This window comes from Halomonas litopenaei, from assembly GCF_003045775.1.
In the GTDB taxonomy this organism is placed as follows: Bacteria; Pseudomonadota; Gammaproteobacteria; order Pseudomonadales; family Halomonadaceae; genus Halomonas; species Halomonas litopenaei.
In genome coordinates this window covers 232,895-255,756 of record NZ_PXNS01000001.1, presented here as the reverse complement: position 1 = coordinate 255,756, position 22,862 = coordinate 232,895, and the positions used below count along the sequence as shown (strand labels likewise).

Sequence of the window (22,862 nt, the reverse complement as noted above, 5' to 3'; positions counted from 1 at the left end):
TCCGCTGTCGCCGCAGAGCCCTTGCGGCGCGATACGATTCTGGAGAACGACCCGTGTCCATCCAAGGCTTCTCGCTCGAGCCCAACGCCAACGCCACCGACGCGAGCATCCGTAACACCATTCTCGAGAACCCGGGCTTCGGTCGTCACTTCACCGACCACATGGCCCACATCCGCTGGACCGAGGACGCCGGCTTCCACGGCCATCAGGTACGTCCCTACGGCCCGCTGTCACTGGACCCGGCCGCCTCGGTGCTGCACTACGCCCAGGAAATCTTCGAGGGCATGAAGGCCTACCGCCACGCCGACGGCAGCGTCTGGACCTTCCGCCCGGAAAAGAACGCCGCGCGCTTTCGCGCCAGCGCCCGTCGCCTGGCCCTGCCGGAACTGTCCGACGAGGACTTCATCGGCGCGGTCAAGGCGCTGGTCGCCCAGGACATCGACTGGGTGCCGACGCCGGCAAGCGCAGCCGAGGAATCCAGCCTCTACCTGCGCCCCTTCATGATCGCCTCCGAGGCCTTCCTTGGCGTGCGCCCGTCCAAGGAGGTGGACTTCTACGTCATCGCCTCGCCGGTGGCGGCCTACTTCAAGGGTGGGGTCAAGCCGGTATCGATCTGGCTGTCGTCGAACTACAACCGCGCCGCCCCCGGCGGCACCGGCTACGCCAAGTGCGGCGGCAACTACGCCGCCTCGCTGCTGGCCCAGAAGGAAGCCGCCGACCACGGCTGCGACCAGGTGGCCTTCCTCGACGCCGTGGAAAACACCTGGATCGAGGAACTCGGCGGCATGAACCTGTTCTTCGTCACCCGTGACGGCCGTCTGGTCACCCCGCGCCTGACCGGCACCATCCTCGAGGGGGTGACCCGGGATTCCATGCTCGAATTGGCCAAGGATGAAGGCCTGACCCCGGAAGAGCGCCCCATCAGCATCGACGAGTGGCGCGATGGCGTGGCCTCCGGCGAGATTACCGAGGTCTTTGCCTGCGGTACCGCCGCGGTCATCACCCCCATCGGGCGACTGGTCAGCGAGGACGGCGTGATCGAGCACCCCGAGGGCAACGAGGTGGCCAGCCGACTGCGCAAGCGTCTGCTCGACATCCAGTACGGCCGTGTCGAAGACACCCATGGCTGGCTGACCCGTCTTGCCTGATCCGGCTCCTTCCCTACTAAAAGGCCGCCCCCGGGCGGCCTTCGTTCAGCCATCAAGTCAGAGCGCATGACCAAGATCGACTTCTACATCCTGCCGGACACCACCCTCGAGGCCCGCCTCGCCTTCGCCTGTCGGCTGACCGAGACCATCGCCCGCAAGGGCTATCGGCTCTACCTGTACGCCGAAGACGAAGCCATGGCCCGGGAGCTCGACCAGCGTCTGTGGGACTTTCGTCCCGACGCCTTCGTCCCCCATGCGCTCGAGGCTGGGAGCGGGGCCGATGCAAGAGCGGCCGGGGGCGGGGCCGATGCAAGAGAGGCCGGGGCCGGGACAACAGAGGCCGGTATCGAGAACGCAAGACAGGTACCCGTCACCATCGGCTGGCAGGGGCCGCCGCAAAGCCTCGACCCGCCGCCCCAGGCGATGCTCAATCTGTCGCCGGAAATCCCCGAGTGGTTTTCTCGCTTCGAGCGGGTGGCCGAGATCATCAACCAGCACCAGGACGTACTGACGGTCAAGCGCGAGTGCTGGAAGACCTACAAGCAGCGCGGCTACCCGGTCACACCGCACCACCTCAAGGGTCAGGGGTAGGCTCCTGTCACCAAATCCTCTGGACACTGCCGGTCATCCCGTCAGCCCCTGACGCCCCGCCTCGGATCAGGGTATAATCGAGCCCATTTTTCGCAGGCCTCACTCGCGCAACCGCTCTTCGGCGGGAAGCTTGCGAGCCCGAGCGCCGGCTGTCGAACTCCAAGCCCAGCGCCATGCGCGAGCCTCTGTCTCGTGCCTGGCATGCCCCGGGCTCCGCTAGCAAGAGTACCCCATGGACAAGACCTACCAACCCGAAAGCATCGAAGCCCGCTGGTACGAGCGCTGGGAAAACGACGGACGGTTCGCGCCCTCGGGCAAGGGCGACCCCTTCGCCATCATGATTCCGCCGCCCAACGTCACCGGCAGCCTGCACATGGGTCACGCCTTCCAGGACACCATCATGGACACCCTGATCCGCTGGCGGCGGATGCAGGGTCGCAACACCCTGTGGCAGGTGGGCACCGACCACGCCGGCATCGCCACCCAGATGCTGGTGGAGCGCAAGGTCGCCGCCGAGGAAGGCAAGACGCGCCACGACCTGGGGCGCGAGGCCTTCATCGACAAGGTGTGGGAATGGAAGCATGAGTCCGGCGGCCATATCACCCGCCAGCTCCGTCGCATGGGCGCAAGCCTCGACTGGAGCCGCGAGCGCTTCACCATGGATGAGGGCTTCTACAAGGCGGTGCAGGAGGTCTTCGTCCGCCTGTACGAAGAGGATCTGGTGTATCGCGGCAAGCGCCTGGTCAACTGGGACCCGACGCTGAACACCGCCATCTCCGATCTCGAGGTCGAGAATCGCGACCAGCAGGGTCAGTTCTGGCACTTCCGCTATCCGTTGGCCGACGGTGTCACCACCGACGCCGGCCTCGACCATCTGGTGGTCGCCACCACCCGCCCCGAGACCCTGCTCGGCGACAGCGCCGTGGCGGTCAATCCCGACGACGAGCGCTACGCCTCGCTGGTCGGCAAGTTTGTCGAGCTGCCGCTGGTCGGCCGTCGCATCCCCATCGTCGCCGATGAGCACGCCGACATGGACAAGGGCTCGGGCTGCGTGAAGATCACCCCGGCCCACGACTTCAACGACTATGAAGTCGGCAAGCGCGCTGGTCTTCCACTGATCAATGTCTTCTCGAAGACCGCCCATATCCTCGAAGCCGCCGAGGCCTTCGACATCCAGGGCCGTCCGCTGACCGACATCGACACTAGCCTGCCTGCGGCCTACGCCGGCCTCGACCGCTTTGCCGCTCGCAAGGCCATCGTCGCCGACATGGAGGCCAAGGGCCTGCTCGAGAAGACCGAAACGGTCAACAACACCCTGCCCTACGGCGATCGTTCCGGTGACGTGATCGAGCCGCTGCTGACCGATCAATGGTTCGTGGCGGTAGAGACCCTGGCCAAGCCGGCCATCGAGGCGGTAGAAAACGGCGACATCCAGTTCGTGCCCAAAAACTACGAGAACATGTACTTCTCGTGGATGCGCGACCTGCAGGACTGGTGCATCTCGCGCCAGCTGTGGTGGGGCCACCGTATCCCTGCCTGGTATGACCAGGAGGGCAACGTCTATGTGGCGCGCACCGAAGCCGAGGCCCGCGAAAAGCACGGCATCGCAGGCGACGTCGCCCTGACCCAGGACGAGGACGTACTCGACACCTGGTTCAGCTCCGGGCTGTGGACCTTCGGCACCCTCGGCTGGCCCGAGCAGACCGAAGAGCTCAAGACCTTCCATCCCAGCAGCGTGCTGGTGACCGGCTTTGACATCATCTTCTTCTGGGTCGCGCGGATGATCATGCTGACCCTCAAGTTCACCGACGAGGTGCCGTTCAAGACGGTCTACGTCCACGGCCTGGTGCGTGACGGCCAGGGCCAGAAGATGTCCAAGTCCAAGGGCAACGTACTCGACCCCATCGACCTGATCGACGGCATCGATCTGGAGGCGCTGGTCGACAAGCGCACCGGCAACATGATGCAGCCGCAGAAGGCCAAGGCCATCGCCAAGGCGACCCGTTCGGAGTTCCCCGACGGCATCGAGGCCCACGGCACCGACGCCCTGCGCTATACCTTCCTGTCCCAGGCCACCACCGGTCGCGACATCAAGTTCGACATGGGCCGGCTGGACGGCTACCGCAACTTCTGCAACAAGCTGTGGAACGCCTCTCGCTACGTCTTGATGAACGCCGAGAACGAGGACTGCGGCCGCGAAGGCGGCGAGGTCGAGCTGTCGCTGGCCGACCGCTGGATCGAGGCCCGCCTGCAGCAGACGGTGGATCAGGTCACCCGGGCGATGGAGGAGTTCCGCTTCGACCACGCCTCCCAGGCGCTTTACGACTTCGTCTGGAACGAGTACTGCGACTGGTATCTGGAGCTGTCCAAGCCGGTACTGTGGGACGAAGGCGCCAGCGAGGCCGCCAAGCGCGGCACCCGGCGCACCCTGGTACGGGTGCTGGAAGCCATCCTGCGCCTGGCCCATCCGATGATGCCCTACATCTCCGAGGAGATCTGGCAGCGCGTGGCGCCGCTCGCCGGCACCCTGGAGGGGGACAACGACTCGCTGATGGCCAAGGCCTGGCCGCTGGCGGACGAGGCGTTGATCGACCAGGACGCGATCCGTGACATCGAATGGCTCAAGGGGGTGATCGTGGCGGTGCGCAATATCCGCGCCGAGATGAACATCGCCCCGGGCAAGCCGCTCGACGCCCTGCTGACCAAGGGCAGCGAGGCCGACCAGGCGCGCCTGAGCGCCAACCGCCTGTTCCTGTCCAAGCTGGCCAAGCTGTCGTCCATCGAGTGGCTCGATGACGCCAGCACGGCGCCGCTGTCCGCCACCCAGCTGGTCGGCGACATGGAAGTGCTGGTGCCGATGGCAGACCTGATCGACAAGGACGCCGAGCTCGCCCGCCTGAGCAAAGAGATCGACAAGCAGGACAAGTTGATCGGCGGCGTCGAGAAGAAGCTCGCCAACGAAGGCTTCGTGGCCAAGGCCCCGGCCGCCGTCATCGACAAGGAGCGCGGCAAGCTCGAGGAGTACCAGGCCGCCCGCCGGGTGCTGGTCGAACAGCGCGACAAGATCGCGGCCCTGTAGTCGCAGCGCTCTAGTCGCGGCGCTCTAGTCGAGTCCCGGCCCAAGCCGGCACGACCGACGTCAGCACCACCCGAGCCGACCCCGCCACTGGCGGGGTCGGCTCTTTTTGGTTCGCCATGATCTCAAGTCAGGGTCTCAGCCTACCTTGAGTCCTTGCCTGGCACGCACGATGGCCGCCTCCACCGCCGCCAGAGCGCGTGGCGAATTCTTCCAGCAGCTGGTGTTGAGCATCGATGCCACCTGCTCGGCGATCTCCCGGGCCTCGAACGTCGCCAGATGCTCGAAGGAGTCGATACCAAGCTGCTCGAAGCGACTGATGACGGTCGGCCCTACCCCGTGAAGCGCCAGCAATGCCGCTCTCTCTTCGTTGCTGAAGGCCATCCAGCCCCCCCTGTCGGAACGTCGCTATTGGTGCGTGCCTGCCCCTCGCCTCAGGCAACCGTCTGCGTCGCCTCAGCCTGATCGGGTACGACACAGAGATGACGGTATGACTACAAAATTCAGTTTCTTCTATTAAAGCCTTTTGCGGCACAGTGAAGCTGTCAGCACAGCCGCTCCTTCAGGCCAATCGCCGATTCGGCCGCAGATACGACAACAGACCGAACAACGGCCATACCAACGACTACAACAACAATAGACATGTACAACATGACGCACTCGGGCCTTTCCCCCCTGGCGTTCCCTGGCACTGCCGGGCTCGCCGCCCTGCCACGCCTTCGCCGCCGAACACGGCGTGCCCTGCTGTACCTGGCCGAGCTGTGTGGCCGTGTCGACCTTCAACGTCGCTGGCTGAATGCCAACGACCTGCCGCTGGTCGACATCGACCCAAGGCGCATCGCGCGCTGCGTCACGCGCTCTGGCTTGAGTCGTGAGTTGATCAGTGAAGGCGACTGGGACCTCAGCCATGTTTCACCACTTTGCCAGGCACGCCTGAACGAGACCGCTGCAGTCGAGGACATCTTCGCCCACGACAGGCACTTCCGCGAGACCGCCCAGTACGCCCAGATGCATCAAGCGGTGGCTCGCTATCGTTCCGGCGAGTGCACCGACCCGGCACAGCAAGGCGCCTACTGGTGTCGCAGCGAGGAGGATATCGCTCGCTACTTCGAGACGCTGTCTCGTGCCTACCACGGCATTCGCCGACACGGCTACAAGACCCAGCAAGAACTGGCTTGCCAACACCCCGACGACAGTCGCCACCCCGATGACGAAATGCAGGTATTGATTACCCGGGATGGCGAGGTCGTGCTCGGCTACGGCGGTTCACACCGCCTGGCCATCGTGCAATTGCTGGGATTAGCTTCCGTTCCGGTGCGCGTGGTGGCGATCCATCCCCGGTGGCTGGATCGCTTCCAACAGCGAAAGCACAGCCTGCGATCCTGCCTGCATCATGCAAGCCGCGCTGCAGCCGACATCTCGAGTACCGCACACACGAGGGACAACCGGAGTCGCTGATCGCCCCGATGAACAACTGGCCCGGTCAGCTGGCGTCGCGAAAACCGCCCAGCACCAGCGAGTTGGGGCCGAAGAACACCAGTCGATCGTGGTCGATCAGGTAGCGATAGGCATTGTCGAGCATGTCGCGGACCTGCTGGGCCCCCTGGGGATTGGCACAGGCCATGCGAGTCGCGGTCAGTTCACCGAAGTCGATACGCTGGCTGTCACCGAAGCTCACCGTGCCGGTGAAGCGATTGCAGCCGTCGCTACCGCTGACACTGCCATCGGAAGCCACCTCGAAGTACGGCTTCTGCGGCATCGACAGGCGATCGCTGGTGCCCACCAGCAACAGGTTCCAGCGCTTGCCGACCAGCGGGCTCGAGACGCTGCCCGGGGCCGCCGTGTCGCCCCCACCCACCGTGGGCCCAGGCTGGCTGGAGCAGGCACTGAGCGCCAGGGTGAAAAGAGCGAAAGCGGCGGTGCGGCGAAGTCGTGACGGAACCATGCTATCTTCCTTGCAGCTGAGTCATCTGGATAAAGCCTAATATGCCAGAATTGCCTGCGTGGTCCGACCGTTTCGGTGATTCTGGTGTTGCGACCGAAGGCACCATGCCGACGTCATCGCGATCATGCTGCGAAGTCTCGGACAACTCGGCGCGACTGTTTTCTGCCCAACGCCAGAAGTGAAAGGCTCTCGAGTCAAAAAAGCCCCTAGTGAAAAGGAAGTCACCATGCTCAACGCCCTCGACAACGACGACCTGGGAAAGCTGATCCTGCGCCTGGCCCTTGGCGTGATGATCCTGCTGCACGGCGTCAGCAAGCTGATCAATCCCGGCAGCCTGTCCTGGATCGGTGAAACCCTGGCCTCCCATGGCCTGCCCACGGTGCTGGCCTATGGCGTTCTGCTGGGCGAAGTCGTCGCACCGGTCATGGCAATCCTCGGCTGGAACACTCGCATCGCCGGTCTGCTGATCGCCGGCAACATGGTGGTGGCCATCTATCTGGCGCATATGGGTGAGCTGTTCAGCCTGACCAGCAGCGGCGGCTGGGCGCTGGAGCTGCAGGGCATGTTCCTGTTCGGCGCCCTGGCGATGATGTTCCTGGGCAGCGGCCGCACCGCGATCAAGCCCGACTAGGGACCGTTCACCTCCTCTCGCGCCATGCCGGACAGCTCCCGGCATGGCGTCGGCTGCAGCCCTCACCCTGCTCCTGCACCGTTATCTCCTGCCTTGGCGCTGCGACCTCCTCAGCGCAAGTTGCACTCGACATGACCATTTCGACGAAAGTCGTACTTCTGCTTGATGTCCGTCATTCGGACGTCGCTTCGTCTATGCGTAAATGAGCACAACACCTTCGGATTCTCTCTGTGGAGAGGTGATCACTCGATCTTCCCCAAAGGAGCTCGCTCATGCTCGCATTCAAACCGCTCCCCGCCCTGGTCTCGGTGACCCTGGGGCTGGCGCTCTGGTTCGTGGTCCCCGTACCTGACGGCGTCAATCCCGAGGCCTGGCACCTGCTGGCGATCTTCGTCGCCACCATCGCCGCCATCATCGGCAAGACCATGCGCATCGGCGCCCTGGCGATCATTGCCATCACCGTGGTCGCGCTGACCGGCGTCACCAACCCGGACAGTTCCAAGGGCGCGGTCTCCGACGCCCTCTCGGGCTTTTCCAACCCGCTGATCTGGCTGATCGGCCTGGCCATCATGATCTCCCGCGGGCTGTCGAAGACGGGTCTGGGCAACCGCATCGGCTACGCCTTTATCGCCGCCTTCGGCAAACGCACCCTCGGCATCGGCTATGCCCTGTCCCTGGCGGAGCTGACCATCGCCCCGATCACCCCCAGCAACACCGCCCGGGGTGGCGGCATCATGCACCCGATCATGCGCTCCATCGCCGACAGCTTCGGCTCCTCCCCGGAGTCTGGCACCAGCAAGAAGATCGGCGAGTACCTGGCGCTGGTGAACTATCACGCCAACCCCATCACCTCGGCCATGTTCATCACCGCAACGGCCCCCAACCCCTTGATCGTCGACCTGATCGCCAAGGCCACCGACTCCGCCATCTCGATCACCTGGACCCAGTGGGCGCTGGCCGCGCTGTTGCCCGGCCTGGTCGCCATCGCCTTGATGCCGGCGGTGCTGTACGTGCTGTATCCGCCGGAGCTCAAGCGCACCCCGGACGCCACCTCCTTCGCCCGCGAGCAGCTCACCGCCATGGGCCCGCTCGACCGCGCCGAAAAGATCATGATCGGCGTGTTCGGCCTGCTGTTGATCCTGTGGGCCGGTATCCCGGCGATGCTGTTCGGCCCCGAATTCAAGGTGAACTCCACCGCGGTGGCGCTGCTGGGACTGTCCATCCTGCTGGTCACCAATGTGCTGACCTGGGATGACATCCTCGGCGAGAAGTCCGCCTGGGACACCATCGTGTGGTTCGCCGCTCTGGTAATGATGGCAAGCTTTCTGGGCAAGCTCGGACTGATCGGCTGGTTCTCCGGGGTCATCGAGGAGGGCATCAGCAGCTTCAATATGGGCTGGTTCGGCATGGCCCTGGCGCTGACCGGCGTCTACTTCTACGCGCACTACTTCTTCGCCAGTACCACCGCCCATATCACCGCCATGTACGCCGCCTTCCTGGCCGCCGGTATCGCCCTCGGCATCCCTACCCTGTACATCGCCCTGCTGCTGGCCGGCGCCTCCTCGCTGATGATGTCGCTGACCCACTACGCCACCGGCACCGCCCCGATCATCTTCGGCTCCGGCTATGTGGAACTCGGCACCTGGTGGAAGGCCGGACTGGTGATGAGCCTGGTCAACCTGACCGTCTGGGTCGGTGTCGGCAGCCTATGGTGGAAGGTGCTGGGGTACTGGTAAGACGCCCGGAAGGCCGGTCCGCTCTTGATCAGGGCAGGAGCCTGGTCAACCTGACCGTCTGGGTCGGTGTCGCAGACTCTCTGCGGTGAAAGGTGCTGGGGTACTGGTAAGACGCCCGGAAGGCCGGTCCGCTCTTGATCAGGGCAGGAGCCTGGTCAACCTGACCGTCTGGGTCGGTGTCGCAGACTCTCTGCGGTGAAAGGTGCTGGGGTACTGGTAAGACGCCCGGAAGGCCGGTCCGCTCTTGATCAGGGCAGGAGCCTGGTCAACCTGACCGTCTGGGTCGGTGTCGCAGACTCTCTACGGTGGAAGGTGCTGGGGGACTGGTAAGCCCCGTTGCGCAACAGACTTCCAGGCCTCGTGATATTGGACCACGCGCCACCGCAATCGCGGTGGCGCTGTCGTCTGCGGGCCTCGCCGGCTTGCCGGGCCACGGCAGGCGGCGCAGAATCGGACAGGACAGGACGTCATTTCGCTGCTTCCAAGAGGCCCCTCATGGATTTTCTATCTCCCGCGCTGTGGTGGCTGCTGGCCGGACTCGCGGCTCTGCTGGTCGAGCTGCTGACCGGCTCCTACGTGCTGCTGGCCCTGGCGGCGGCGCTCGCCCTCACCGCCCTGGCCGCCTGGCTGGGCGCCACTTTCACCCTGCAACTGATCGTCCTGGCGCTCGCCTGTGCCGTGCTGGTGCCGCTGGCGATTCGACAGCTCAGACGACGCGGCCGAGGCGCGAAAAAAGGCTTCGGCGTGGCTGGCAGCGGTGGAGGCCGCGGTCAACGCTTCGTGCTGGTCAGCCGCGACTTCGATGACGCACCCTGCATCAAGCTCGACGGTGATCTCTACCGTGCCAGCCTGGCGGACGAAGCAGGGAGTGGTCCTGCCCTTCGTCCGGGTGACGAGGTAACGCTGGTCCGCTTCGAGGGCACCCAGGCGGTGGTCCGTCCCGCCGGCGAAGGTTCTTGATCCCGATCATGCGCACGTTCGGGCAGCGGCCGCCAGACGCTATCGCCACTCGCCCGCCCATTGCCTAAGCTGGCTTTCGGCGGCGGGATGCCGTCGGTCGCCCTGGGCGACACTCTCGATACCAAGGAGGTACCTGCATGTTGCCGTATGCCATAAATCCGGGGCTATTGATTGCCCTGGTGGTGGTCGTCATCGCCGTGATCATGGTGATCAAGGGACTGGTGATCGTTCAGGAGTCCGAGGTGATGGTGATCGAGCGCCTCGGCGCCTACCACCGCACGCTGCAGAAGGGCATCAACTTCATCGTTCCGTTCTTCGACAAGCCAAGACCGATCAAGATGGTGCGCTACCTGCGCAAGGGCCAGGAATTCACCCCGGTGCTGAGTCAGGAGACCCGCATCGACCTGCGCGAGTCGGTCATGGACTTCCCGTCCCAGCCGGTGGTCACCACCGACAACGTGACGGTTCGCATCGACGGCGCCATCTACTTTCAGATCATCGATCCGGCCAACGCCGTCTACAAGATCGAGAACATGAGTCAGGCGGTGGAGGTACTGGCCAAGACGACGCTGCGCTCGGTGGTCGGCCAGATGGAGCTGGACAAGATCTTCGAGTCCCGCGCCGAGGTCAACGCCAAGATCAAGGAACAGATGGAGGAACCCGCCTCCAAGTGGGGGGTGGCGATCAATCGCATCGAGGTGCAGGACATCGAGATGCCGACGGAGGTCAAGGAGGCCATGCATCTGCAGATGTCCGCCGAACGTCGCCGTCGAGCCACCGTCACCGAGGCCGAGGGCGAAAAGGCCGCGGCCATCGCCAAGGCCCAGGGCCAGAAGGAGTCGGCGATCCTCAACGCCCAGGGCGACAAGGAATCCGCCATTCTGCGCGCCCAGGGCGAAAGTCGCTCCATCGAGCTGGTACTGGGTGCCATGGGCGAAGGCGAGAAGAGCACCAGGGCGGTCATCGGCTATCTGCTCGGCCAGTCCTATATTTCGATGCTGCCGGAGATGGCCAAGCAGGGAGAGCGTGTGTTCGTGCCCTACGAGAGTTCGGCCCTGCTCGGCGCCATGGGCGCCTTTCGCGATCTCAGCGCCGGTGACGAGGCGCTGGGCGACATTGCCCGCCGCGCAGCCGCCGCTGGCGGCCTGACGGGTGCTGCCAGCGCCCAGGGCTAGGCGCTGGTACCAGGGCGTGTAGCGACTGGTATAGAGGCTGGTATAGCGGCTGGTATAGCGGCTCAGGCAACCACCCTACAGCCCTTGTGGCAGTCGCCCTGGTACAAGCTCAGCCACAACTGAAAACGCCCGAACCGTGAGGTTCGGGCGTTTTCGTCCTGCCAGCGGCTGGCGCAATCGATGGCGGTCAGGCCGCCATGCTGTCGCCCAGGCGTTCGCGGATCTTCTTCATGGCGTTCTTCTCGAGCTGACGAATGCGCTCGGCGGACACGCCATAGACGTCGGCCAGTTCATGCAGGGTCGCCTTGTTTTCGGCGAGCCAGCGCTGGCTCAGGATATCCCGCGAGCGCTCGTCGAGCTCGGCCAGCGCGCCCTGGAGGCGACGGGTGGCGTCCTGCTCCCAGTCGCTGTCCTCAAGCTGGGTCGCCGGGTCCTGGCTGGCGTCGTCCAGATAGTGAACCGGTGCCTGATAGGCCGAATCCTCGTCCTCGGACGGTGAGGCATCGAAGCCGGCATCATGGGAGGCCAGACGACCTTCCATCTCGCGCACCACCTCGGGCTTGACGTCCAGGTCCTTGGCGATGGCGTCGACCTCGTCGCTGTTCAACCAGGCCAGGCGCTTCTTGGCGCCGCGCAGGTTGAAGAACAGCTTGCGCTGGGCCTTGGTGGTGGCGATCTTGACGATACGCCAGTTGCGCAGCACGAACTCGTGGATCTCGGCCTTGATCCAGTGCACCGCGAAAGACACCAGGCGTACGCCCTGGGTCGGGTCGAAACGCTTGACGGCCTTCATCAGGCCGACGTTGCCTTCCTGAATCAGGTCAGCCTGGGGAAGTCCATAGCCGGAATAGCTGCGTGCGATGTGCACGACAAAACGCAGATGGGACATGACCAGACGGCGGGCGGCTTCCAGATCGCCTTCCTGCTGAAGGCGATGGGCCAGGTCCTGCTCTTCATCCACCGTCAGCAGCGGAATGCGATTGACGGCCTGAATATAGCCGTTGAGGTCGTGCCCCGGTGAAAGATGACCCACCGGCAGAAGACTGTTGCTCATGTGCAGGTTGTCTCCTCGAAGACCAACAAGATTTCGGATGCACCTTGGAGGATAAAAATAGGAAGAAGTTCCCCTTTGGTCGTAGACATCCGACGAAACCGTACAAGAAACGGCTGATTACCTGTTGCCGCTAGCGTGGCTTGATGCCCGCCAGATGGCGGCTGACGGCGATCCAGGCTCCCAACCAGCCCAATAGTGTACTACAAGTCAGCAATGTTGTAGAGCCGACGAGGCCCAGGGTCGGTAGCTGATAGTGCGCGCCGTAGCTGGCCGCCAGCGATGCCACCGGCGCCGCCAGCCAGTCGCTGCCCAGGGTCAGAAGCCCCCACGCCAGCAGTCCGCCGCCCAGGCCATACCAGGCACCGCTGTACAGGAAGGGTCGGCGTACAAAGGCATGGGTGGCGCCGATCAGGGTCACCACCTCGATCTCCTTGCGCCGGTTCTCCACCGCCAGGCGGATGGTGTTGCCCACCACCAGCAGCACGCCCAGACCAAACAGCACCCCCAGCGCCAGGGTCAGGCGACGACCCAGCTCAGCCAGTTGCCGCAGACGCTCGATCCAGGCCAGATCGAGGCGCACCTCGGCCACCCCGGACATCGCCGACAGCCGCTCGGACAACGCCGCCATGGCCTCCGGTGACGGCGTCGTCGGCGAGATCACCACCGCGGCGGGCAGCGGATTCTCGTCGAGCCGCGCCAGAGCATCATCGAGCCCCAGGGATTGCTGGAATTCCGCCATGCCCTGCTCGGCGGTGATCAATTCGGTGGCGGCGACCTCCGACTGAGCCTCCAGCGCTTCCAGGATGCGACCGGTCTCGGACTCGCTCACCCCCTTGTCGAGGTAGGCCGTCAGGGTGGCGCTGGCGTCCAGCTCGGCGTCCACCAGCTTGGCGCTGTCCAGCGACAGCCACAGGGCGCTGGGCAGCACCAGGGCGATGGCGATGGCGAGCATGGTCAAGAGGCTACCCACCGGCTGGCGCACCAGCCGGCGCAGGCTGTCCACACACATGGCGCGATGGTGACGCAGCCAGGCTTGCCACTGCCCCTGTGCGCGCACCGTCTGCTGACGCGCACCGCGAGGTGACGTCGAGGCCTCCTGGCGGCCGCCCGTACGTGCGGCGGCTGAGGCGCCCCTGGGCGTCGCCGCGCCCTTGCGCGAATGGCGAGCGCTCATGCGGCCTCCTCGTCGGCCACCAAACGCCCCTCGCTCAGGCGCAGGGTGCGGTGACGCAGCCTGGCGATCAACGCCAGATCGTGACTGGCGATCATCACCGTGGTGCCGATGCGATGAAAGTCCTCGAACAGCCCCATGATATCGGCGGACAACTGAGGGTCGAGGTTACCGGTAGGCTCATCGGCCAGCAGCAGGGCGGGCTTGTTGACCACCGCCCGGGCGATGCCCACGCGCTGCTGCTCGCCGCCGGAAAGTTCGATAGGAAGCGCCTTTTCGCGGTGCAGCAGGCCGACCTTGTCGAGTGCCGCGCGGACCCGCCGCGCGATATCCCGCGGCGCCAGGCCGCGGATCTCCAGCGGCAACGCCACGTTGTGATAGATCGAGCGGTCGAACAGCAGCTGGTGGTCCTGGAAGACCACCCCGATCTGACGCCGGTAGAACGGCAACTGGCTGGGATGCAGCTTGTCGATATCGTGACCGGCGACCATCACCCGGCCGCGACTGGGTCGCTCCAGGCGCATGATCAGCCGCAGCAGCGAACTCTTGCCGGCACCGGAATGGCCGGTGAGAAACACCATCTCGCCCCGCGAGACGCGAAAATCGATATTGGAGAGCGCCTCGAAGCGCCCTCCATAGCGCTTGCCGACGTGCTCGAAGGCGATCATTCGTCGGCGTCACTCGGGCGACGATCGAACAGGGCGTCGACGAAGTCCTCGGCCTTGAACGGCCGCAGGTCATCCAGACTCTCACCCACCCCGATAAAGCGGATCGGCGTCTTCAGCTGCTTGGCCAGGGCAAAGATCACGCCCCCCTTGGCGGTACCGTCGAGCTTGGTCAGGGTGATCCCGCTGACCGGAACGGCCTCGTTGAAGGTGGCCGCCTGGGACAAGGCGTTCTGGCCGGTACCGGCGTCGAGCACCAGCATCACCTCGTGAGGCGCCTGCGCGTCGAGCTTGCCCATCACCCGATGGACCTTCTTGAGCTCTTCCATCAGGTGACTCTTGTTGTGCAGGCGACCAGCGGTATCGGCGATCAAGACGTCGACGCCACGGGCACGGGCCGCCGCCACGGCGTCATAGATCACCGAGGCGCTGTCGGCGCCGGTGTGCTGAGCCACCACCGGCACGCTGTTGCGCTCGCCCCACACCTTGAGCTGCTCTACCGCAGCCGCGCGGAAGGTATCCCCCGCCGCCAGCATCACGCTCTTGCCCTCGCGCTGGAAGCGCTGGGTCAGCTTGCCGATGGTGGTGGTCTTGCCGACGCCGTTGACGCCCACCACCAGGATGACGAAGGGCCCACCATCGGCGGTCTCGAGGCTCAGGGGCTGGCTGACCTCGCCGAGCATGGCGGCCAGCTCCTGCTGCAGCGCGCGATACAGCGCCTCGGGGTCCTTCAGCTCCTTGCGCGAGACGCGATCGGTCAGCGCCTCGATGATTTCGCTGGTGGCCTCGATACCGACGTCGGCCATCAGCAGCTGGGTCTCGATGTCCTCGATCAGCTCGTCATCGATCTGCTTGGCACCCATGAACAGGTCGGCCAGGCCGTCGCTCAGGTTGGCCCGAGTCTTGCCAAGGCCCTCGCGCATGCGCGCAAACCAGCCCTTCTTCTCGCCACCCTTGCCACCCTGCACCGGCGCTCTGGGCTTTTCCTGCAGGGCCGGGCCGGTGGGACGACTAGGCTCGATCACCTCGGCGTGCTCGCGCTGGCCGGTGCCAGCGTCGGCGGCGGGCGGACTTGCAGGTTCAGGCACCTCCGCCTCGGCCAACTTGTGCGCCGAGGCCGGCGATTCATCTTCGGCGGGCTCGCCAGCCGGCTGGGGGGCGGCAGGCGGCGCCTGGTCGGCTTGCGACTCGCCGGACTTCTGCTCGACAGGCTTTTGCTCGTGCTCGTCGGGCTCTTGCTTGTCGGGCTCAGGTTCAACGGGCGCCTGCTCGGCAGGGGTGGACGGCTCCGCGGGCGCCGGCGCTGCCGGCTCGACAGGCTCCGGCACCACCGCCTCGGCGGTCTCGGTCGGCTCGGGGCCAGGTTCCCGGCCCTGCTGGGGCGGCTCGGCATCCGACGGTGAGCGTTGCGACAGCTCGTCGCCGCGGGGCTGTTCTGCTCCCCTGTCGGCTCCCCTGTCAGCCTCTCTGTCAGCCCCTGGCTCAGCCTCCCTGTCAGCCGCACCTTCCGCCTCATCTGCAGACGACTGATCGACGACTTCCTGGTCCTTGGCGGGTTCTTCGCCCGTGTGCTTCTTCTTGCGCTTGAAAATACCGAACATGGATGACCTGACGCCTCAGCCGGTGAACGAACCGCCACATCCTACCACCCTGCCCGCTCGCTGTGGACACAGGGCAGCCCCGAGGCGGCGACGCGACGCTGCCCACAGCCTGCCACAGAAGCGATGGCGAAGGCATGACGGCACCCTGCCATGGGGGTAGAATCGCCGCCCATGAGTCGACAACGTCCTTCAAGAAACCGTCCGCGCGGCGGCGCCGGAAAACCCCGCTCGGGCAAGAGTCCCTCGAGCGGTCGGCCGCCTGGCAAGCTGCGCATCATCGGTGGCGAACACCGCCGCCGCCAGCTACCGGTGCTCGACAAGCCCGGCCTGCGCCCGACCCCGGACCGAGTGCGCGAGACCCTGTTCAACTGGCTCGGGGGCGAGCTGTACCGCGTTCGCGTGCTCGATCTGTTTGCCGGCACCGGAGCTCTGGGCCTGGAGGCGCTATCGCGCGGCGCCAGCGAGGCCCTGTTCGTCGAGCGCGATGCCCAGGTGGCCCAGGCGATCAGCGATAACCTGGCGACGCTGGCGATCGATCGCGCCCAGGTACGCCGCGCCGACGCCGCCGCGCTGCTGAAAGACGATACCGCCAGCCCCTTCGACCTGGTGTTTCTCGACCCGCCCTTTCGCCAGGGCCTTGCCGAGCCCTGCTGCCAGGCCCTGGAAGCCGGCTGGCTGGCGGATGAGGCCTGGATCTACGTGGAGGTCGAAAGCGGTCTGACTCCCGCCGTGCCCCCCACCTGGCAGCTACACCGAGAGGTCCGCGCCGGAGACAGCATGGGGCGTCTGTATCGACGCAGCGAAAGCGACGCCGACTCGCTCAAGGACGCTGCGCCTGAGAGCTGAGCCGGCAGTACCCCAAGCACGCGACTGTCGCAATTCCTGAGCCGAATCAGCAAAGCAGCCCCGTCGCCGCCCGGCGACGCTTGTTCGCCGGCGGCGGCGGCGTTACGCTCGTTCCATCGGGGCGCGCGTCGCGCCTTCACCCCACGTCATGTCAGGAGACGAGGATGAGCACGGAACTCTTCAACCAACTCGAAAAGAAGGTCTCCAGCGCCCTTGAGGCCCTGGAATTGCTGAAACTGGAAGCCGAGGAGTTGCGCGAGGAAAACGCTCGCCTGAAGCAGGATCGCGAAGAGTGGGAACGTCGCCTGACCGCCATCCTGGGCCAGCTCGATGAGGTGGAAGGCGAAACGGGCAATACCGAACAGGCGCCCGCCCATAGCCTCTGACCTGCCTTGTGTGCCGGCAGTGTCGACTCGAACGGCCGACTCGAACGGCTGATGCGAACGATCGACACGAATGAAAAGGGCTCCCATGGGGAGCCCTTTTGCATTGCGCGTACGATGGAAGCCCAGCCGCAGGCGGCCCAGACTAAAGAAAGCCGAGCGCTTCAGGCTGTTTCAGTCAAGCGCCAGCGACATCAGCAAGGCATCGACACGCTCGCCGCCATCGGCCAGCGGCGGATAGTAGCCGCGACGCACACCATCCTCGGCGAAGCCGGCGGCTCGGTAGCAGGCGATCGCCGCGCCGTTGTCGGCACGCACCTCCAGCAGCAGTCGCTCCGAGCCCCACTGGCGCGCTACCGCAATCAGGCTTGTCAGCAGCCGTGCGGCAAGCCCTTGGCGGCGAGCTTGCGGGGCCACCAGGATCGCTTCCAGCTCGGCCTCGAAGGGCTGGCGTGCCAGCAAGGCGTAGGCGTGAATAGCCCTCTGCCCCGTCATGCCCGCATCAAGGCCGCCTTCAACGCCGACATCACCCGCCGGACCCAGCCGATCGATCCCCAGCAGCAGGCGCTGGTCATCTTCCAGTGCCTGGGCCAGCGCCTGAGGGCTGGACAACGGCGCTGACGCCATCGCTTCCAGTCGCAAGAGGGCGTCAAGATCGGCGGCGCCAAGGACACGGACAGGACCGTAGCCGCCGCTATGCGGACAGCTCTGCTGGCCCGCTGTCGCCTCAAGCGCCATCGCTGTCGTCTCTGGCACCATCGCCTCCAGCACCATCACCTCGAGTGCCGTCGCTCCACTGTGCCTGCCACTCGCCGATCTGCGACCACAGCCGGCGCTTGGCCTCGGCACCGACGCCGTCATCGGCGAGCAGTTCGTCGAGCCCCGGGCCCTGCCACAACGGCAGCGCCAGGGTCTGGCTGCGCGGAGGCTGCGCGCTGTTGTCGGTGGTGTCAGACGGGGCCAGTGCTTGCATCAGCGCCTCCTGGCGGCCGAATACCAGCACCCGCTCCGGAGCCCAGCCACGACGAGCGCGACCGGCCACAAAGGCCTTGAGCCCCTGACGCGCCTCGTCCAACGGCCGCCTGACCGGCAAGCCCTCTTCCAGCGGCCAGGCAAGGGAGTCGAACACCGGTCGCTGCGACGGCCTGACCCCGGCGCCGGTCAGGATATTGAGCAGAAGCCGCTGGTGCAGGGGCCCCAGCGGTTCGTCACGGGCAACCAGCAAAAGCCAGCGACCGTCGAGACAGGCCACCTGACAGCCGAAGCGCAGCGGCTCGGCGCCTTCCTCCACCTCATCCTCTGCCGGCATGGCCGTAGGGGCCGTCGCTGCACCGTCGTCTGCATCGGGCACGATATCACCGAGCAGCGCCCTGGCCTTGCGCGGACCAGCCGGCGCCTGGGGGGCAGGAGCCTGGACGGCAGAGGACGAATCAGCGACAGCGGCCTGCTCGGTCGCCCCGGCGGACGTGTCGCCACCGCCGGCCGAGGCGGGCATGTCATCGAGCAGCGCATGCAGGCCCTTGGCACCGGGCTGGGGCCGCTCTTCGGGTACCGGCTCGGGCCAGTCGCAGGCTTCGGTCTCGCGGGCGTTGGGTAGCTGATAGCGGGCCACCCAGGCGGTCAGCCCCATGGCATCCAGATAGGCGAGCCGTGTCGGCTCCGGCGTCACGAGCGTGAGCCGCCCATGCAGTTGGGCGAGTCCGGACGCGGTGCACTGCGGCTATCCCACTCACCGGGGGTGTAAAGGTGCAGCGCCAGGGCGTGGACCGGGCCGGACAGTTCATCGGCCAGCAGCGAGTAGATCTGCTGGTGGCGCTTGACCGGCATCAGCCCGGAAAAGCGCTCGGAGACCAGGGTCACCTTGAAGTGGGTTTCCGAGTTCGGCGGCACGCTGTGCATGTGGCTCTCGTTCTCGACCACCAGTTCGGTGGGCTCCAGGGCCTTTAGCTTGTGTTCGATGGTCGCCTGAATACTCATGATGGGTACTCGCGTCTGTGACGGTTAATTTTGTACATACTGTGCCATTGTACGCCCTCGCCCAGCCGCTGACTAAGCCCGATCCGCGACCCGGTTCGGGGAGTCCTCGCCCACTCGTTCGGAGTAGCCGGCCCGCGCGGCCTTCTTCTGCTCCCGCGCCGCACGATACGCACGATGGGCCCGGGGGATACGCACCAGGCTGATCACCAGCGCCAGCAAGGTGGTGGCAGCGCCGACCCACAACGCCTGCTGAACGCCAGCGCCGGCGGCCAGGCACAGCCCGACCAGGGCCACCCCCAGCGACTGCCCCACCGTGCGGGTGGTACTCATCACCCCCGAGGCGTTGGCGCTGCGGGCCTTGGGTACGCTGGTCATCAGTTCACGGTTGTTGGGCGGCTGGAACAGGCCGAAGCCTGCGCCACACAGGGCGGTACGCCACAGGCTGTCGATCGCGCTGGCGTCCTGCGGCAGCGCCGCCAGGCTGACCAGCCCCAGCAACAGCATGACCAGGCCGACGCTCGCCACCACGCTCGGGTTGAAGCGATCGGCCAGACGACCAGACAGCGGCCCGACCACCATGATGGTCAGCGGCCAGGGGGTAAACAACCAGGCGGTATGCAGCGCCGAGTAGCCCATCTGCTGCTGGTAGAGAAACGACAGCGCAACGAAGGTCAGCCCTTGCCCGATGAAGGCGGTGCCCTGGGCGGACACTGCCAGGCTGAAACGCGGTTCACGAAACAGCCCCAGCGGCAGCAGCGGATGGGGAGCCCGCCCCTGGCGACGGATAAAGGCCACCGCCGACACCACCGTCACCGCCAGCCAGGCCAGGATCTCGGCCAGCGGCGCGCGATGACCGACGGCGTCCATGCACATGAACAGTCCCGCCAGCATGGCCATGGAGGCCAGGGCGCCGAAGGCGTCGAAGTTGCCCTCGCGGCGTTCCTCCCTGGGCAGGGCTCGCCAGGCCATGACCGCGGCGGCGGCGCCCAGCGGCACGTTCAGGGCGAACAGCCACGGCCAGTTGGCCACCGACAGCACCAGACCACCGATCGACGGGCCGGCGGCGTAGCCCCCCGCCACCACCAGCGACGACAGCCCCAGGGCGCTGCCGAGCAGACGAGAGGGAAAGATCGAGCGATACAGGCTCGGCCCGATCGACAGGGTGGCGGCGGCGCCGACGCCCTGCAGGGCGCGAAACACCAGCAGGGTCTCGAAGTTGGGCGACAGCGCGCTGCCTAGCGCCGCCACTACGAACAGGGTGAGCCCTGCCACGTAGACCTTGCGCCGACTGAGCAGCTCGCTGGCGGCGGCGAACACCAGCAGCATGGCCGCACAGACTACCTGGAACAGGTTGGTGATCCACACCGCGCGAGCGTCGGACACGCCCAGATCCCGCGCCATGGAGGGCAGCGCGATATTGATCATGGTGGTGTCCACCACCGCCATCAGGGTCCCCAGCACCAGGGCGATGACCGCCAGCCGTCGCTCCGGCCCGGGCAGGCCGTCGTCGCCGTCACGGGTGGAGAACAGTCGACTCATCGGGGCAATTCCTGGTGTTGTCTAGGCGGGTGTTGTCTTGCATCGGGGTGGTCAGACACAGGAGGTCATGCCGGCACGCAACGAGACCGGCCGTGGCCGGTCTCGTCGACACCTGCGGGGTACATCCGGCAGACACTGATCAGCGGCGACAGGCCGCGCTGCTCAGTCCTGCTCGAGGTCGGCCAGCAGTTCGTCGTCCACCTCGGAGATCTCAAGCGCAGCCTCGCCATCCAGATCGATCGCCAGATAGCTGTGCTCGACCTGCAAGAAGCGCTGGAACAGCTCCCAGTTCAGGGCCTCGGGCCACTGCCGTTCGTCCTCTTCCCAGGCGCGCAGTTCGTTCTCGAGCACCTCGAGATAGCGCTCGCGAACGAAGGCTTCCAGCGCCTCGGGGGTGTCCATCTCCGGGATCAGGTAGACCGTGCTTTCCCGGTCGACGTCGGCGAGCGTGAGGTCGTCATCGCCCATGGTCGGTTCCAGGGCATTGATCCAGTCAACAAAGTGCTGGGTGGGTCTGACGCTCAGGGCGGAGCGGTTGAGCAGTTTCATCGCGGTCTCCTCGACGTCGAATCGCAGCCATTATGGGTGCTAAGGGCCTCGCTTGCCAGCAAAAGCCCGGCCCCGCCGACAATCCACCGGCCCGGCCCCGCCAACCATCCATCGGCCCGACCCCGCCGACAATCCATCGGCCCGACCACTGGGGACATTATCCCCGGTGGCCAGGCCGAACGGCTCAGGCCTCGCCGGCTTCCGGGCGCATCGCCGGGAACAGCAGCACGTCGCGGATCGAGGGGCTGTCGGTGAACAGCATCACCAGGCGGTCGATACCGATGCCCTCGCCGGCGGTGGGCGGCAGGCCTACCTCGAGCGCGCGCACGTAGTCGGCGTCGTAGTACATCGCCTCCAGGTCACCGGCGTCCTTCTCGGCCGCCTGGGCGCGGAAGCGCTCGGCCTGGTCCTCGGCGTCATTGAGCTCGGAGAAGCCGTTGGCGATCTCGCGGCCGCCGACGAAGAACTCGAAGCGGTCGGTGACGAAGGGATTGGCGTCGTTGCGCCGCGCCAGCGGGCTGACCTCGGCCGGATACTCGGTGATGAAGGTCGGCTGGTCCAGGCGCGCCTCGGCCACCTCCTCGAAGATCTCGGTCTGCAGCTTGCCGAGTCCCCAACCATCCTTGACCTTGATGCCGAGGCGCTCGGCCAGGGCACGGGCGGCGTCGAGCTCGTCGATGTCCGCAGCCTCGATGCCTTCGCCGTGAGCCAGGATCGCCTCGCGCAGGGTCATCCGCACGAACGGCTGGCCCAGATCGTAGGTCGCTCCCTGGTAGTTCAGGGTGGTGGTGCCGAGCACCTTCTGGGCGATCTCGCGCAGCATCGCCTCGGTCAGATCCATCAGCGCCTGGTAGTCCACGTAGGCCCAGTAGAACTCGACCATGGTGAACTCGGGGTTGTGGCGGGTGGATAGCCCTTCGTTGCGGAAGTTGCGGTTGATCTCGAAGACCCGCTCGAAGCCCCCCACCACCAGGCGCTTCAGGTAAAGCTCTGGCGCGATACGCAGGTACATGTCGATGTCCAGCGCATTGTGGTGGGTGATGAAGGGACGCGCCGTGGCGCCGCCAGGGATCGGCTGCAGCATCGGCGTTTCCACCTCCATGAAGCCGCGATCCTCGAAGAAGCGGCGCATGGCGCTGATGATGCCGGCACGGGTCTCGAACACCCGGCGCGAGTCCGGATTCATGATCAGGTCGACGTAGCGCTGGCGGTAGCGCGCTTCCATGTCGGTGAGGCCGTGGAACTTGTCGGGCAGCGGGCGCAGGCTCTTGGTCAGGAGCTTGGCCTCGCGCATCATCACGTACAGGTCGCCCTTGCCGGACTTGTGCACCGGGCCCTGGCCGGCCACGATGTCGCCGATGTCCCAGCCCTTGATGTCCTCGAGCAGGGCGGGATTCAGCCCCTTCTTGTCGACGTAGAGCTGGATCTGGCCGCTGACGTCCTGGATCACGATAAAGGGACCGCGCTTGCGCATGATGCGCCCGGCGACCGCGGCCTCGCGGCCCAGCGACTCCAGCGCTTCCTTGTCATGCTCGCCGAGTTCCGCCTCGAGCTCGGCGGCCAGGCTGTCACGGCGAAAGTCGTTGGGGAAGGCGCTGCCGCCCTCGGCCTCGGCACGCTCGCGACGAGCCGCCAGCTTGGCGCGGCGCTCCGCGATCAGGCGGTTCTCTTCGGCAACGGCGTCATTGGTGGAAGGCGTATCCTGGTTGGCCATGGCTACTCGTCTCTGTCACGGCAGGGAAGCCGCCACGGCGGTTCCCCGAACGGCCCCGGCACGGGACCCATGAATGGTGGTGGCGAAACGCCCCGAGGCCA

At 65.9% G+C, this 22,862-nt stretch carries 22 protein-coding genes; 10 read left to right on the top strand and 12 right to left on the bottom strand.

Going from position 1 to position 22,862, the window contains the following annotated elements; genetic code table 11:
• Positions 1-53 precede the first annotated feature (53 nt).
• The 3 genes from C6W88_RS01205 (at position 54) to C6W88_RS01195 (ending at position 4,818) form a co-directional block, all read left to right on the top strand.
• Entirely contained in the window at positions 54-1,148 is a 1,095-nt protein-coding gene (locus C6W88_RS01205; protein ID WP_045994721.1) for a branched-chain amino acid aminotransferase, read from the top strand.
• Positions 1,149-1,214: 66 nt separating this feature from the next.
• Entirely contained in the window at positions 1,215-1,739 is a 525-nt protein-coding gene (locus C6W88_RS01200; protein ID WP_108131222.1) for a DNA polymerase III subunit chi, read from the top strand.
• A gap of 232 nt (positions 1,740-1,971) precedes the next feature.
• On the top strand, positions 1,972-4,818 hold the full coding sequence (locus C6W88_RS01195; RefSeq protein WP_108131221.1) for a valine--tRNA ligase: 2,847 nt from the start codon (positions 1,972-1,974) through the stop codon (positions 4,816-4,818).
• A 135-nt stretch (positions 4,819-4,953) separates the two neighbouring features.
• Here the strand turns inward: C6W88_RS01195 and C6W88_RS01190 are convergent, their stop codons facing one another.
• Complete coding sequence (locus C6W88_RS01190; protein WP_108131220.1) at positions 4,954-5,199, bottom strand: hypothetical protein; 246 nt, start codon at positions 5,197-5,199, stop codon at positions 4,954-4,956.
• 267 nt (positions 5,200-5,466) lie between these two features.
• On the opposite strand from C6W88_RS01190, the gene C6W88_RS01185 reads away from it, so the two are divergent.
• Entirely contained in the window at positions 5,467-6,273 is an 807-nt protein-coding gene (locus C6W88_RS01185; RefSeq protein WP_146164621.1) for a hypothetical protein, read from the top strand.
• 25 nt (positions 6,274-6,298) lie between these two features.
• Here C6W88_RS01185 and C6W88_RS01180 read toward each other — a convergent pair whose 3' ends face one another.
• Entirely contained in the window at positions 6,299-6,760 is a 462-nt protein-coding gene (locus C6W88_RS01180; RefSeq protein ID WP_108131218.1) for an META domain-containing protein, read from the bottom strand.
• A gap of 226 nt (positions 6,761-6,986) precedes the next feature.
• Between C6W88_RS01180 and C6W88_RS01175 the strand changes: the two genes are divergently transcribed.
• From C6W88_RS01175 to C6W88_RS01160, 4 genes are all read left to right on the top strand, one after another.
• The gene (locus tag C6W88_RS01175) at positions 6,987-7,391 is read left to right on the top strand and encodes a DoxX family protein (protein WP_045991298.1); all 405 of its coding nucleotides are present in this window, start codon (positions 6,987-6,989) and stop codon (positions 7,389-7,391) included.
• Between the two features lie 272 nt (positions 7,392-7,663).
• Positions 7,664-9,127 (top strand): DASS family sodium-coupled anion symporter, encoded by a 1,464-nt coding sequence (locus C6W88_RS01170; protein ID WP_108131217.1) that lies wholly within the window; start codon positions 7,664-7,666, stop codon positions 9,125-9,127.
• 495 nt (positions 9,128-9,622) lie between these two features.
• Positions 9,623-10,087 carry an NfeD family protein gene (locus C6W88_RS01165; RefSeq protein ID WP_108131216.1) on the top strand — a complete coding sequence of 155 codons (465 nt, stop codon included), beginning with the start codon at positions 9,623-9,625 and terminating at the stop codon, positions 10,085-10,087.
• Positions 10,088-10,224: 137 nt separating this feature from the next.
• Entirely contained in the window at positions 10,225-11,262 is a 1,038-nt protein-coding gene (locus C6W88_RS01160) for an SPFH domain-containing protein (RefSeq protein ID WP_045991301.1), read from the top strand.
• Positions 11,263-11,449: 187 nt separating this feature from the next.
• On the opposite strand, the gene rpoH is transcribed toward C6W88_RS01160, so the two are convergent.
• From rpoH to ftsY, 4 genes are all read right to left on the bottom strand, one after another.
• The gene (gene rpoH, locus C6W88_RS01155; protein ID WP_045991302.1) at positions 11,450-12,316 is read right to left on the bottom strand and encodes an RNA polymerase sigma factor RpoH; all 867 of its coding nucleotides are present in this window, start codon (positions 12,314-12,316) and stop codon (positions 11,450-11,452) included.
• A gap of 130 nt (positions 12,317-12,446) precedes the next feature.
• Positions 12,447-13,490: a permease-like cell division protein FtsX gene (gene ftsX / locus C6W88_RS01150; protein WP_045991303.1), complete on the bottom strand. Its 1,044-nt coding sequence runs from the start codon at positions 13,488-13,490 to the stop codon at positions 12,447-12,449.
• A complete protein-coding gene (ftsE, locus tag C6W88_RS01145) occupies positions 13,487-14,155 on the bottom strand; it encodes a cell division ATP-binding protein FtsE (protein ID WP_045991304.1) in 669 nt (222 codons plus the stop codon). The genes ftsX and ftsE overlap by 4 nt, the downstream gene beginning before the upstream one ends.
• Positions 14,152-15,753 carry a signal recognition particle-docking protein FtsY gene (gene ftsY / locus C6W88_RS01140; RefSeq protein WP_108131215.1) on the bottom strand — a complete coding sequence of 534 codons (1,602 nt, stop codon included), beginning with the start codon at positions 15,751-15,753 and terminating at the stop codon, positions 14,152-14,154. The genes ftsE and ftsY overlap by 4 nt, the downstream gene beginning before the upstream one ends.
• A 171-nt stretch (positions 15,754-15,924) precedes the next feature.
• On the opposite strand from ftsY, the gene rsmD reads away from it, so the two are divergent.
• Together rsmD and zapB are read left to right on the top strand one after the other, a co-directional pair.
• Positions 15,925-16,599: a 16S rRNA (guanine(966)-N(2))-methyltransferase RsmD gene (gene rsmD / locus C6W88_RS01135; protein WP_108131214.1), complete on the top strand. Its 675-nt coding sequence runs from the start codon at positions 15,925-15,927 to the stop codon at positions 16,597-16,599.
• Between the two features lie 164 nt (positions 16,600-16,763).
• The gene (gene zapB, locus C6W88_RS01130; protein WP_045991307.1) at positions 16,764-16,985 is read left to right on the top strand and encodes a cell division protein ZapB; all 222 of its coding nucleotides are present in this window, start codon (positions 16,764-16,766) and stop codon (positions 16,983-16,985) included.
• A gap of 171 nt (positions 16,986-17,156) precedes the next feature.
• Here the strand turns inward: zapB and C6W88_RS01125 are convergent, their stop codons facing one another.
• From C6W88_RS01125 to lysS, 6 genes are all read right to left on the bottom strand, one after another.
• Positions 17,157-17,738 carry a GNAT family N-acetyltransferase gene (locus tag C6W88_RS01125; RefSeq protein ID WP_231498432.1) on the bottom strand — a complete coding sequence of 194 codons (582 nt, stop codon included), beginning with the start codon at positions 17,736-17,738 and terminating at the stop codon, positions 17,157-17,159.
• A complete protein-coding gene (locus tag C6W88_RS01120; protein ID WP_124804942.1) occupies positions 17,710-18,651 on the bottom strand; it encodes a hypothetical protein in 942 nt (313 codons plus the stop codon). The genes C6W88_RS01125 and C6W88_RS01120 overlap by 29 nt, the downstream gene beginning before the upstream one ends.
• Entirely contained in the window at positions 18,648-18,959 is a 312-nt protein-coding gene (locus C6W88_RS01115) for a BolA family protein (RefSeq protein WP_045991309.1), read from the bottom strand. The genes C6W88_RS01120 and C6W88_RS01115 overlap by 4 nt, the downstream gene beginning before the upstream one ends.
• A gap of 72 nt (positions 18,960-19,031) precedes the next feature.
• Positions 19,032-20,498 carry an MFS transporter gene (locus C6W88_RS01110; protein WP_108131212.1) on the bottom strand — a complete coding sequence of 489 codons (1,467 nt, stop codon included), beginning with the start codon at positions 20,496-20,498 and terminating at the stop codon, positions 19,032-19,034.
• Between the two features lie 162 nt (positions 20,499-20,660).
• The gene (locus C6W88_RS01105) at positions 20,661-21,047 is read right to left on the bottom strand and encodes a hypothetical protein (RefSeq protein WP_045991311.1); all 387 of its coding nucleotides are present in this window, start codon (positions 21,045-21,047) and stop codon (positions 20,661-20,663) included.
• A gap of 184 nt (positions 21,048-21,231) precedes the next feature.
• On the bottom strand, positions 21,232-22,761 hold the full coding sequence (lysS, locus tag C6W88_RS01100) for a lysine--tRNA ligase (protein ID WP_108131211.1): 1,530 nt from the start codon (positions 22,759-22,761) through the stop codon (positions 21,232-21,234).
• Positions 22,762-22,862: the final 101 nt, after the last annotated feature.